Origin of the sequence: Nocardioides yefusunii (genome assembly GCF_004014875.1) — a bacterium.
Taxonomy (GTDB): Bacteria; Actinomycetota; Actinomycetes; order Propionibacteriales; family Nocardioidaceae; genus Nocardioides; species Nocardioides yefusunii.
This window is the reverse complement of the sequence record NZ_CP034929.1, coordinates 1,705,720-1,718,534: the sequence shown is the minus strand read 5'-3', so window position 1 is coordinate 1,718,534 and position 12,815 is coordinate 1,705,720. Positions and strand designations below refer to the sequence as shown.

Below are 12,815 nucleotides of genomic sequence, written 5' to 3'. Positions count from 1 at the left end.
TTCCACCATGTCCCAGGAACAGAAGCAGACGCGGAAGTCCACCCAGGACGGCGAGCAGGTCGACGCCGCCACCGACAGCGACGTCGCCGAGCGCAAGGAGGCCCTGGACGACGACGTCGACGCGATCCTCGACGAGATCGACGAGGTGTTGGAGTCCAACGCCGAGGACTTCGTGCGTTCGTTCGTGCAGAAGGGAGGTCAGTGAGTGCCCCACAACACCCCCTCCTCGCACCAGGCCCGGATCCCCGGCGCCTTCATGGCTCCGGGGACGTCCAGCTTCTCCGACTTCCTCACCACCCAGGCCCCTGACCTGCTGCCGCACCTGCCCAGCTCCGCGACGCACGCAGCGGAACAGGGCCGCGACCTGGGACACCTCGCCCCGCACGGCACCACGATCGTCGCCGCCACCTTCAACGGGGGCGTCGTGATGGCCGGCGACCGCCGCGCCACGATGGGCAACGTCATCGCCCAACGAGACATCGAGAAGGTCTTCCCCGCCGACGAGTACTCCGTCGTCGGGATCGCCGGCACCGCCGGACTGGCCGTCGAGATGGTGCGTCTCTTCCAGACCGAACTGGAGCACTACGAGAAGATCGAGGGCACCACGCTCTCCATGGACGGCAAGGCCAACCGCCTGGCTGCACTGATCCGCAACAACCTCGCCATGGCCATGCAAGGCCTCGCCGTGGTCCCACTCTTCGCCGGGCACGACCTCGCCACCGGGCACGGCCGGATCTTCTCCTACGACGTCACCGGCGGCAGGTACGAGGAGACCGCCTTCCACTCAGTGGGCTCCGGGTCCGTCTTCGCCCGTGGGTCCTTGAAGAAGCTCTACCGCGAGGACCTCGACCAGGACGGATGCGTCGCCGCCGTCGTCCAGGCCCTGTACGACGCCGCTGACGACGACTCCGCCACCGGAGGTCCCGACCTCGCCCGGCGAATCTTCCCCGTGGTCCACGTCGTCACTGCCGAGGGCGGCCACCGGCTCAGTGACGCCGACGTCGCCGAGGTCGCCGATCGTGTCGTCGCGGCACGTCTTCTGCGTCCCGACGGGCCGGTCGCCCCGCTCGTGTGAGCGTCACGCCCTGCCCGCCACGCACCGCCCAGGAGATCTTGATGACCACCCCGTTCTACGTCTCGCCCGAGCAGATGATGAAGGACCGCGCCGACTTCGCCCGCAAGGGCATCGCCCGGGGACGCAGCGTCGTCGTCGTGCAGTACGCCGACGGCGTCCTCTTCGCCACCGAGAACCCCTCCCAGGCCCTGCACAAGGTTTCGGAGATCTACGACCGGATCGCGTTCGCCGCAGTGGGGCGTTACAACGAGTTCGAGAACCTCCGGATCGCTGGCGTCAGACTCGCCGACATGCGCGGCTACGCCTACGACCGCCGTGACGTCACGGGCCGGGGGCTCGCCAACGCCTACGCCCAGACCCTGGGCACCGTGTTCTCCGCCGGCGGGGAGAAGCCCTACGAGGTCGAGCTCTTCGTCGCCGAGGTCGGCGACAGCGCCGCCGACGACCAGATCTACCGACTCACCTACGACGGTCAGGTGGCCGATGAGCATCGTTACGCAGTGATGGGCGGTGCCGCAGAGGTCGTGGCCGAGCACCTGCAGGAACACTGGCGTCCAGACATGGACCTGGAGGCGGCGGTGCGGGTGGCGGTCGCGGCGCTGGGGCACTCCGACCAAGGGGACCGCACGATCGGTGTCGCGGATCTGGAGGTCGCTGTGCTCAATCGTCGCCGGCACCGCCCTCGCAAGTTCGACCGACTCCGCGGTGACCGTCTGGAGGGTCTGGTCGCCCCCGTGAGATGACGTCGCTCGCACGTGAACAGCCTGTTCGAGGCCCGCCCCGACCCCTGTCGGCGCGGGCCTCGATCGTTGTCGGACCGTCATCGAGTGGGACCACATCAGCGGCGACACGAGACCTGCGCCACACCTAGGGTGAGGTCATGGAACGCCGGATCTTCGGAATCGAGAACGAGTACGGGGTCACCTGCACGTCCCAGGGACAACGTCGCCTCAGCCCGGACGAGATTGCGCGGTACCTCTTCCGCCGCGTCGTGACCTGGGGGCGGAGCAGCAACGTGTTCCTGCGCAACGGCGCACGGCTCTACCTCGACGTGGGGAGCCATCCTGAGTACGCGACCCCGGAGTGTGACGACGTGCGCCAGCTCGTCATCCACGACAAGGCGGGGGAACGGATCCTCGAGGACCTGATGCTCGACGCCGAGAAGCGGCTCGCGGAGGAGGGCATCGAGGGCGACGTCTACCTCTTCAAGAACAACACCGACTCCGTGGGCAACTCCTACGGCTGTCACGAGAACTACCTCGTCTCCCGCCACGGCGACTTCAACGCGCTGGCCGACCAGCTGATCCCGTTCCTGGTGAGCCGCCAGATCCTGGTCGGGGCCGGGAAGGTCGTGCAGACCCCCCGGGGTGCCACCTACGCCGTCTCCCAGCGCGCCGAGCACATCTGGGAGGGCGTCTCCAGTGCCACGACGCGGAGCCGTCCCATCATCAACACCCGCGACGAACCCCACGCCGACGCCGAGCAGTACCGCCGGTTGCACGTGATCGTGGGGGACTCCAACATGAGCGAGACGACGACGCTGCTCAAGGTCGCCTCAGCCGACATCGTGCTGAGAATGATCGAGGAGGGCTGGGCGCTGCGTGACATGACCTTGGAGAACCCCGTCCGGGCGATCCGGGAGATGTCCCAGGACACCACCGGTCGTCGCAAGGTGCGGTTGGCGAACGGACGCGAAGCCTCCAGTCTCGAGGTCCAGGCTGAGTACCTGGGGCGAGCGCTCGACTTCGTGGACAGCCGCGGCATCCGTACCCCCGTCATCGACCGCGCTCTCGACCTCTGGGAACGCACCCTCAAGGCGGTTGACTCCGACGACCTCGGGATGGTCGAACGTGAGATCGACTGGGTGATCAAGCTGCGTCTGATCGAGCGGTACCGCGCCCAGCACGGGCTGTCGATGTCGCACCCCCGGGTCGCCCAGCTGGACCTCGCCTACCACGACATCCGTCGCGATCGCGGCCTCTACTACCTCCTCGAACGGCGTGGTGCGGTCACCCGGGTCTGCGCCGAGGACGAGATCACGCTGGCCAAGGACCAGCCGCCGCAACAGACACGGGCCAAGCTCCGCGGTGACTTCATCCGTGCCGCCCAGGATGCGGGCCGTGACTTCACCGTCGACTGGGTGCACCTCAAGCTCAACGACCAGGCGCAACGCACCGTGCTCTGCAAGGACCCTTTCCGGTACGAGGACGAGCGGGTGCAGCGGCTGCTCGAGACCGCTGCACCCTGAGCCCCGGACGCCCCGGCCAGAGTGTCCCTCCGGTCGTTCTCGGGAGCGGCGGCTACTGTGGGTCGCGCCCGATCCACCGCCGAAAGGTTCGTCCGTGAACGTCCGCCGTTCCCTTGCCGTTGCAGTTCTCTCCGTGGGCATGTTGTCCCTCGCCGCGTGTGGTGAGGAGTCCGGCACCCCCCAGTCGGCGATCAACGTCTCCGACGTCGCGGGGAAGGCACCCGAGGTGAAGTACGACGGCGACTTCACGCCCAGCAAGGTCGAGGTCAGCGAGCTCAAGGCCGGCAAGGGCCCCAAGGCCAAGGCCGACGACCTGGTGAGCGTGCACGTCTGGCTGCAGAACTCCTACGACGAAGCGGTCAAGATCGACACGTACCAGAAGGACGCCGAGCCCCTGGAGATGGTGCTCAGCGAGGACATCCAGGAAGGGTTCCGCAAGGCCGTGATCGGCCACAGCGCCGGAGCCGTCACCCTGGTCACCGGTCCGGCCAACGAGGTCTTCCCCGGCACCGGATATCTGGTCTTCGGTGTCGGTGACGAGGATGGTCTCGTCCTGCGTGCTGAGATCCTCGAGATCAAGAGCACCGAGGAGCGCGACGCCTACCTGAAGAAGCAGAAGGACGAGCAGGCCGCTGCGGAGAAGAAGCAGAAGGAGTCCGAGGAGGCCCAGGCCAAGGCCTTGGAGGACAGCGAGAAGCTCATTGCCGCTGCCGAGAAGAACGCGCTCCCCAAGGCCAAGGGCCGTCCGGTCCGCAAGGCCGACTGGGCGCCCAAGGTGGACTTCTCCACCGACGTCCCGACGATGGACTTCTCCGGCAAGCCCAAGCCGACCGGCAAGCTCCAGGTGACCGAGCTCATCAAGGGCAAGGGCAAGACCGTCAAGGCTGGCGACGGCGTCGCGGTCAAGTACGTCGGTCAGGTCTGGGGTGGCGACGCTCCGTTCGACTCCTCCTACTCGCGTGGCGACAACCTCACCTTCGTGGTGGGCGCCGGCCAGATGATCAAGGGGTTCGACGCAGCAGTCGTCGGGAAGACCGTCGGTACCCGCATCATCGTCCAGATCCCGCCGGCCCAGGGCTACGGCGAGAACGGCAACGAGGCGGCCGGGATCAAGGGCACCGACACGATCGTGTTCGCCGTCGACATCGTCGGCGCTTCCTGACCCGCATCACCTGGTCAACACCTGCCGGGTCAGGCCGTTCGTCACTCGGGACGACACACGGCCTGGCCTGGCCCCACCCGCACGAGGAGCACCCGTGGCAGGATCCACCCCTGAGGCGCAGAGCCGGCCCGAGCGGCTCATGAACCTGTTGATCATGCTGCTGGTCCAGGACCGCTACGTCTCCAAGGACCGGATCCGTTCGACCGTCTACGGCGAACCCGCGGGGCCGGCGTTCGACCGGATGTTCGACCGGGACAAGGAACTGTTGCGCGAACTCGGTGTGCCGATCGAGACCGGACACCAGGACGCCTGGTTCGAGGACGAGCCCGGGTACCGTGTCCGTCCCGACCACTATGCGCTGCCCGGGATCCAGTTCACCGCCGACGAGGCGAGCGTCGTGGCGCTCGCGGCGAAGGTGTGGCAGAACGCCGCCCTGGCCGACACCGCCGCCGCCGCCGTCCGCAAGCTGCGCCCGGTGATGGACGAGGGCGGCTCTGACCCCCGGGTCGCGCTGCCCGCGCTGGAAGCGGCGCCGCTGACCGCTGACGAGCCGTCGTTCGAGACCTTCTGGACCGGAACCCAGGAACGTCGTCGGGTGCGTTTCGACTACCGCAAGGCCGGTAGCCTGGAGACCGAACGCCGGCTCCTGGAGCCCTGGGGTGTGGTCCGTCACGGTGGACGGTGGTACGTGGTCGGTCTCGACGTCGACCGCGGCGAGGAGCGCCTCTTCCGCCTCTCCCGGGTGGTGGGGAAGGGGCGCCTGGTCACCGAACCCGACGCCTACGCCGTGCCTGCCGGTACCGATCTGCAGGCCGTGACGAGGCGGTTGGCTCCGAGCCGCCCGTCCGTGGAGGCCTCCGTGCTGGTGCGCGCCGGACGTGCCGGTGCGTTGCGCCGCTCGGGAGACCTCGTCGCGGACGACGTCGTCGGTCCCGACAAGACCGAGGGGTGGAGCCGCCTGCGGCTGCGTGGTGACGTCGCGAGCATCGCCGACAGCGTCCTGAGAGCCGGTTCCGACGCCTACGTCGAAGAACCCGTCGAGCTCCGGGACACGGTCGTGCGGCGTCTCGACCTGCTGCTGGAGCGTCTCGACGTCCAGTCCGGTGGTGCCGCATGAGCCGCGCCGGAACGGGTGCCCGTGACCAGGTCGCTCGCCTCCTGACCCTCGTACCTCTCCTGCACGCCCGGGGCGACCTCCCGGTGGCGGAGGCGGCCGAGGCGCTCGGCACTACTCAGAAGCAGTTGGTCAAGGATCTCAAGGTGCTGTGGATGTGCGGGCTGCCCGGGGGTTATCCCGACGACCTGATCGACGTCGACATGGACTCGGTCACCGACCCGGACGGCGACGGAACGATCCGCGTCTGGAACGCCGACTACCTGGCGCGACCGGTCCGGCTGGCCCCCACCGAGGCGAGTGCGCTGGTGGTGGCACTGCGTTCGTTGCGTGAACGGGGCGGTCAAGCTGCCGTCGAGGTCGTCGACCGCGCCTTGTCCAAGCTGGAGCGGGCCACCGCAGCCGGGCAGCCCGCGGGTGTGCCGACGGTGGAGATCACGGACGCCGACGCCCGGACCGTGGACGCCCAGGGCAGCGCGGCCGCCGTCGCGTCGGCATGGACCGAAGCGGTCGAGGACGGCCGGCAGGTCACCATGACGTACTGGAGCCAGGGTCGCGACGCCCGGACCGAACGGGTCGTCGACCCGCTGGCCGTGGCCCGGGTGGAGGGTCACACCTACCTCCAGGCCTGGTGTCACACTGCCGGCGAACTGCGGGTCTTCCGGGCGGACCGGGCCCAGGACGTCGTCGTCTCCGACGTGCTCGCCGCCGCACATCCGGACGTCGTGCTGCGGGACCTGGAGCACGAGCTGTTCAGCACCGACGCGGAGATGCCGGTCGTGACCCTCTCACTGGGACCCCGTGCCCGATGGGTGGCGTCCTACCACCCGATCGAGGCGGCACGGGAGTTCGAGGACGGTCGCCTGGAGGTGGACCTCGCCGTCGGGGATCCCGAGTGGGTGTCCGGGCTGGTGCTGCGACTCGCTCCCGACGCCGTTCCGCTCGACGTCACACACGCGGTGGCCGCGTCGCGGGAGGCTCGCCGCACCCGAGGGCTCTACAGTTGAGACCGATGCCCCGAGAGCGTGTTCTCGTCACGGGCACAGGCGTAGCATGAGCCACGTCTGCCCGGGATCTTCCCGGACCATTCCACGATCGCCTTACTCTGCACGCAAGGACTGACATGAACCTGCACCTCGACCCCGCCATCGCTGGCCTCGGCCCCATGGAACTGGTCCTCATCTTCGCGGTGATCGTCCTCCTGTTCGGTGCCGCGAAGCTTCCCGAACTCGCGCGCGGCAGCGGCCGTGCGCTCCGCATCTTCAAGGCCGAGACCAAGGGTCTGACCGACGACGACACCCCGGCCCAGCCGCGTATCGAGGCCACCCAGATTGACGACGTGGTCGATGACGCACGTCGCGACCGCGACGCCTGATCCGGCGTGGTCCGAGGTTTTTTCAGGCTGCTGAGCGTCAAGCCGCAGCAGCCGGTCGGTCCGGACGGGCGGATGCCCGTCGGTGACCACTTCCGGGAGTTGCGCGGCCGTCTGCTGCGTTCGTTCTTGGTGTTCGCCGCCATCTTCATCACGTCGTTGTTCTTCTACGACCCGTTGCTCAATCTGGTCATGGAGCCCTACAACGATGCGCGCATCGCGCTGGGTGAGTCGGTCGAGACCAGGCCGTACGTCAGCGGTGCCACCGGCCCCCTGATGCTCTACCTGAAGCTGTGCGGTGTCGCCTCGCTCGTGGCGGCCAGCCCTTACTGGCTCTACCAGATCTGGGCGTTCATCGTCCCGGGGTTGCACTCCAAGGAGAAGAAGTGGTCGCGGCTCTTCGCGGCCGTGGCAGGCCCGTTGTTCATCTTCGGTGTCCTGACCGCGTACTACGTGCTCCCCAAGGGTCTGGAGGTCCTGATCAGCTTCACCCCTGACTCGATGGAGAGCCTCGTCGAGTTCGGTGAGTACTTCTCCTTCCTGAGCCGGATGCTGCTGGTGTTCGGCATCTCCTTCGAGATCCCTCTGTTCGTGGTGATGCTGAGCCTGGCCGGCGTGGTCAGCGGCAAGCAGTTGGGCAAGATCCGTCCGTGGCTGGTCCTGGGCACGTTCATCTTCGCTGCTGTCGCCACCCCGTCGACGGACCCGATGTCCATGCTCTCCCTCGCCATTCCGATGACCTTCCTCTTCCTGGGCGCCGAGATCGTGGCTCGCTTCATCGACAAGGTGCGGGCCAAGAAGGCCATCCCGGAGTACGCCGACGACGAAGTCTCTGCGATCTGACGTGCCGGTCCCTGCGGTGGTCATCCTCGCCAACCCCTTCGCGGGGCGTGGCGTCACGGCTGATGCCCTGGGGCCGGTGCGCCGGCGCCTCCTGGACGCCGGTCACCGGGTCCGGGCCGTCGTCAACGACGACGCTGCCCTGGCCCTCCAGGAGGTCCGTACGGCCGTGAACCTGGGCGCCACCGCGGTGATCGCAGTCGGTGGGGACGGCACCGTTCACCTGGCGTTGCAGGCAGTCGCCGGTACCGGAGTGCCTCTCGGCATCGTGGCCACCGGTCACGGCAACGACACCGCCCGAGCTCTTGACCTGCCACTGCACGACGTCGAGGCGGCGATGGACGTCATCCTGTCGGGCCGGGTCACGCACCTGGACGCCGGACGTGCGGACGACCGCTGGTTCCTCACGGTCCTGGCGGCAGGATTCGACGCCGTCGTCAACGAGCGCGCCAACCGGATGCGGTGGCCGCGCGGCCCCTGGCGCTACAACCTGGCCACGTTGATCGAGGCCAGTTCCTTCAGGCCATTGCGCTACTCCCTCGAACTCGACGGCGTGCGCAGCGAACACGAAGGCATGCTCGTCGCGATCGCGAACTGCCCCACCTTCGGTGGCGGCCTGCGGATCGCGGACGGCGCTCTGACCGACGACGGTTTCCTCGACGTCGTCACCGTGGGCCAGCTCAACAAGCTGGAACTGGCCCGCACCTACCCCCGACTCTTCACCGGCTCACTGACGAGCCACCCCCAGTACCAGGTGCATCGGGCGCGTCGCGTCACGGTGCACGCACCCGACGTGGTCGCCTACGCCGACGGGGAACGGATCGGTCCGTTGCCCCTCACCGTCGAGTGCATCCCTTCTGCAGTCAAGGTCTTCGCATGACGTCCCCCTCCGAGGCGTACGCCCGGTTCCGTTCCTCCCAGCAGCACCCCGTCACGGCTGAGTTCGCCGACTCGTTCCCGTTCGGTCTCGACGACTTCCAGATCCGCGGGTGTCGCGAGATCGAGGACGGCCGTGGTGTCCTCGTCGCCGCGCCCACCGGTGCGGGCAAGACGGTCGTGGGCGAGTTCGCCGTCCACCTCGCGCTCCGTGAGGGACGCAAGGCCTTCTACACGACGCCGATCAAGGCTCTCTCCAACCAGAAGTTCTCCGACCTGGTGGAGAAGCACGGCGCGGCCAACGTCGGTCTGCTCACCGGAGACACTTCCATCAACGGTGAGGCGCCCGTGGTCGTGATGACCACGGAGGTGCTGCGCAACATGCTCTACGCCAACTCCCGCACGCTGGAGGGCCTGGGCTACGTCGTCATGGACGAGGTGCACTACCTCGCCGACCGCAACCGCGGTGCCGTGTGGGAGGAAGTGATCATCCACCTGCCCGAGTCGGTGCAGGTGGTGTCGCTGTCGGCGACCGTCTCCAACGCCGAGGAGTTCGGCGAGTGGCTCGGCACCGTGCGCGGTGACACCACCACCGTCCTGGAGGAGAAGCGGCCCGTGCCGCTGTTCCAGCACGTCATGGTGGGACGCAAGATCTACGACCTCTTCGACTCCAACGACGTCGATGCTTCCGCCGGGTTCGTGAAGGAGGGAGCTCCGGTCAACGCCGAGCTCATGCGCGTCGCCCGCGACGACTTCGCCTCGCAGCGACTCATGCGTGACCGCCGCAACCCCAAGGGTCAGCGCGGCGCCACCAAGGGCCAGCGCAACGTCGGCAACGGCCGTCGCGTCTGGGTCCCCTCGCGTGTCGACGTGGTCCGCCGCCTGGAGGAGCAGGGGCTGCTTCCGGCGATCAACTTCATCTTCAGCCGCAACGCCTGCGACGCAGCGGTGAGCCAGCTCCTGGCCGCCGACGTCCGCCTCACCACCCGTGAGGAGGGCGACGAGATCCGGGCCCAGGTGGAGAGCGCCGCGAAGGCGCTCCCGCCCGAGGACCTGCAGGCGCTCGGTTACCACGAGTTCCTCGAAGGACTCGTGCGCGGCGTCGCTGCCCACCACGCGGGTCTGCTGCCGGCGTTCAAGACCGTCGTCGAGGACCTCTTCGCCGCCGGCCTGGTCAAGATCGTCTTCGCGACCGAGACGCTGGCGCTGGGCATCAACATGCCTGCCCGCACCGTCGTGATCGAGAAGCTGTCGAAGTGGAACGGCGAGACCCACGCTGACCTGACGCCGGGTGAGTACACCCAGTTGACCGGTCGCGCCGGACGCCGTGGACTCGACGTCGAGGGCCACGCGGTGGTGCTGTGGCAGCCGGGCATCGACCCGCGACAGGTCGCCGGTCTCGCCTCGACCCGTACCTACCCCCTGCGCAGCTCGTTCCGGCCCAGCTACAACATGGCCGTCAACATGGTCCACCAGTTCGGGTACGCGCGTTCGCGCGAGCTGCTCGAGCAGTCCTTCGCCCAGTTCCAGGCCGATCGCTCCGTCGTGGGACTGGCACGTCAGCTGCACAAGGCCGACGAGGCGCTGGAGGGATACCTGGAGGCGGCGACCTGCCACCTGGGTGACTTCATGGACTACGCGGCCTTGCGTCGTTCGATCTCCGAAGTGGAGAAGGACGCCGCACGCGCGCGCCGCAACGACCGCCGCGCCGAGGCGATGGCCTCGTTGCGCCAGCTCACCACCGGCGACGTGATCGAGATCCCGGCCGGCAAGTTCGCCGGGTGGGCCGTCGTCGTCGACCCCGGCCTCGCCAACCCTGACGAGCCGCGTCCCTACGTGCTCACCCTCGGCCGTGAGGCCCGTCGCCTGGTGCCGCTGGACTTCCCGGTCCCGGTCGAGGCACGCACCCGGATCAAGGTGCCCAAGAACTTCAACGGACGCGTCCCGCAGTCCCGCAAGGACCTCGCGATGGCATTGGGTGCTCGCGTGCGCGGACTCCCGCGCGGAGCTGAGGCGCCGCGCAAGGGTGCCCGCAACGACGCCGTCGAGCAGCAGCTCACGCGTCTGCGTCAGCAGCTCAAGGCACACCCGTGCCACGGCTGCGAGGAGCGCGAGGACCACGCCCGCTGGGCCGAGCGCTGGTTCAAGCTCAAGCGCGACGGTGACGTGCTGCGTCGCCGGGTCGAGACGCGCACCAACACCGTGGCCCGCACCTTCGACCGGGTCTGCTCGGTGCTGACGGCGCTGCAGTACCTCGACGGCGACACCGTCACCGACCGCGGTCGTCACCTGATGCGGATCCACACCGAGATGGACCTCGTGGCCGCCGAAGCGCTGCGGGAGGGGATCTGGAACGACCTCGACCCCTCCGAGCTGGCCGGCGCCCTGTCGGTGCTGGTCTACGAGGCCCGCGGCCCGGGCGACCAGAGCCCGCGTCCGGCGTCGAAGCGGATCCAGAAGGTCGTCACCGAGACCCAGCGTCTGTGGCGTCAGCTGGACCTCCTGGAGCGCGACCACAAGCTCGACTTCCTGCGGCCCCCGGACGCCGGGTTCGCGTGGGCGGCGTGGCGCTGGGCCGAGGGCGACGACCTCGACGACGTGCTCACCGAGACGGGCCTGTCGGCGGGAGACTTCGTGCGCGTGATGAAGCAGCTCCTCGACCTCACCGGTCAGGTGGCGCACGCCGCCGCCGGCACCCCGATCCAGAAGACCGCCCGCGAGGCGGCCGACCGGTTGCGCCGCGGCGTGATCGCACTCTCCACGGCGGGGGAATGAGCACCACCGTCGGACACCCTGACCGACACCTCGACTGACACCTCGACTGACACCGCGCAGGCGGGGAGGCTGTGACAGGCTTTCGCCCATGACGGCTCCCCGCTTGCTGCTGCTCGACACCGCGTCGCTCTACTTCCGTGCCTACTTCGGTGTGCCGGACCGGTTCCACGCACCCGACGGCACGTCCGTCAACGCAGTGCGCGGGATGCTCGACTTCGTCAGTCGGTTGGTCGACGAGTACCGCCCCACGCACCTGGTGTGCGCCTGGGACGACAACTGGCGTCCGCAGTGGCGCGTCGACCTCGTGCCGACCTACAAGGAACACCGCGTCGTCACTGAGACCCCGGCCGGGGTCCCGGACGTCGAGGAGGTCCCCGAAGGGCTGCTGGCCCAGGTCCCGGTGATCCGGGGGCTGCTCGAGGCGTTCGGCATCGCGGTGATCGGGCACGTCGACATGGAGGCCGACGACGTGATCGGCACCCTGGCCACCGACGCTGGCATGCCGGTGGACGTCGTGACAGGTGACCGCGACCTGTTCCAGCTCGTCGACGACGAGGCGCGCGTCCGGATCCTCTACACCGCCCGCGGTGTCAGCAAGCACGAGCGCGTCGACGCCGAGTGGGTCCGCGCCAAGTACGACGTCGAGCCGTCCCAGTACGCAGACTTCGCCACGATGCGCGGCGACGCCTCCGACGGCCTCCCAGGCGTGGCCGGGGTGGGGGAGAAGACCGCTGCGGGACTCCTTGCGGAGTTCGGCACCCTGGACGGCATCCTCGAGGCGGCCCGCGACGAGACGTCGACGATCAAGAAGGGTCCGCGGGCCAAGATGCTCGCTGCCCTCGACTACCTGACGGTGGCCCCCGAGGCCGTCGCGGTGCGTCGCGACCTCGACCTCCCCCGAGGGGAAGCACTGCTGCTGCCCGCCGTGCCCGCCGACGCCGCCCGTGTCGCTGTGATGGGTGAGACGTGGGGCGTTGCCTCGGCCGTGGATCGGCTGCGTTCCACGCTGGCCAAGAACGCTTCCGGTCCCACGATCTGAACCACCCGTCCAGACCTCGATCGCTCGTCCGGGGCCGCTCGCGGGCAATCCTGCGGAGTGGGTTGACAGTGCTCTGACTTGCGACGATCGTCACCGGGTCAGCTCGTGCAGCCGTGAATCACCGGTTCGGGACCTGGCTGTCTGTTCGCGGGTGGGGCGCCAGCATCCGTGCGACCGACGGGCAGCCCGGGCAGGGGATTCGCGGGAGCCGTCCCGTGCAGGGAGTGGGTGGCCTTAGACAACTTCGGGTGGGCGCCAACCAGGTGTCACTCCGTCGGTCCGAAGCCACCTGCTCCCTCACGGCTCCTTCACGA

General features: G+C 68.6%; 12 protein-coding genes. All 12 read left to right on the top strand.

Features of this window, described 5'->3' with window-relative positions; genetic code table 11:
* Positions 1-7 precede the first annotated feature (7 nt).
* Complete coding sequence (locus EOV43_RS07815) at positions 8-205, top strand: ubiquitin-like protein Pup (RefSeq protein WP_128220773.1); 198 nt, start codon at positions 8-10, stop codon at positions 203-205.
* 51 nt (positions 206-256) lie between these two features.
* A complete protein-coding gene (gene prcB / locus EOV43_RS07810) occupies positions 257-1,075 on the top strand; it encodes a proteasome subunit beta (RefSeq protein WP_128222205.1) in 819 nt (272 codons plus the stop codon).
* A gap of 41 nt (positions 1,076-1,116) precedes the next feature.
* Positions 1,117-1,818 carry a proteasome subunit alpha gene (gene prcA / locus EOV43_RS07805; RefSeq protein ID WP_128220771.1) on the top strand — a complete coding sequence of 234 codons (702 nt, stop codon included), beginning with the start codon at positions 1,117-1,119 and terminating at the stop codon, positions 1,816-1,818.
* A 137-nt stretch (positions 1,819-1,955) separates the two neighbouring features.
* Positions 1,956-3,323, top strand: a complete 1,368-nt coding sequence (gene pafA, locus EOV43_RS07800; protein WP_128220769.1) for a Pup--protein ligase — start codon at positions 1,956-1,958, stop codon at positions 3,321-3,323.
* A gap of 94 nt (positions 3,324-3,417) precedes the next feature.
* Complete coding sequence (locus tag EOV43_RS15580) at positions 3,418-4,485, top strand: FKBP-type peptidyl-prolyl cis-trans isomerase (protein WP_206611290.1); 1,068 nt, start codon at positions 3,418-3,420, stop codon at positions 4,483-4,485.
* A gap of 94 nt (positions 4,486-4,579) precedes the next feature.
* Positions 4,580-5,602, top strand: coding sequence for a helix-turn-helix transcriptional regulator (locus tag EOV43_RS07790; protein ID WP_239022021.1), 1,023 nt, complete (start codon positions 4,580-4,582; stop codon positions 5,600-5,602).
* Positions 5,599-6,606, top strand: a complete 1,008-nt coding sequence (locus tag EOV43_RS07785; protein ID WP_128220767.1) for a helix-turn-helix transcriptional regulator — start codon at positions 5,599-5,601, stop codon at positions 6,604-6,606. Before EOV43_RS07790 ends, EOV43_RS07785 begins: the two co-directional genes overlap by 4 nt.
* 116 nt (positions 6,607-6,722) lie before the next feature.
* Positions 6,723-6,974 (top strand): Sec-independent protein translocase subunit TatA, encoded by a 252-nt coding sequence (locus EOV43_RS07780; protein ID WP_128220765.1) that lies wholly within the window; start codon positions 6,723-6,725, stop codon positions 6,972-6,974.
* 72 nt (positions 6,975-7,046) lie between these two features.
* Positions 7,047-7,814 (top strand): twin-arginine translocase subunit TatC, encoded by a 768-nt coding sequence (tatC, locus tag EOV43_RS07775; RefSeq protein ID WP_128220763.1) that lies wholly within the window; start codon positions 7,047-7,049, stop codon positions 7,812-7,814.
* 1 nt (position 7,815) lies between these two features.
* Complete coding sequence (locus EOV43_RS07770; protein WP_239022020.1) at positions 7,816-8,691, top strand: diacylglycerol/lipid kinase family protein; 876 nt, start codon at positions 7,816-7,818, stop codon at positions 8,689-8,691.
* Positions 8,688-11,462, top strand: a complete 2,775-nt coding sequence (locus EOV43_RS07765; RefSeq protein WP_128220761.1) for a DEAD/DEAH box helicase — start codon at positions 8,688-8,690, stop codon at positions 11,460-11,462. Before EOV43_RS07770 ends, EOV43_RS07765 begins: the two co-directional genes overlap by 4 nt.
* Positions 11,463-11,550: 88 nt before the next feature.
* A complete protein-coding gene (locus EOV43_RS07760; RefSeq protein ID WP_206611289.1) occupies positions 11,551-12,501 on the top strand; it encodes a 5'-3' exonuclease in 951 nt (316 codons plus the stop codon).
* The last annotated feature ends 314 nt before the right edge of the window (positions 12,502-12,815 follow it).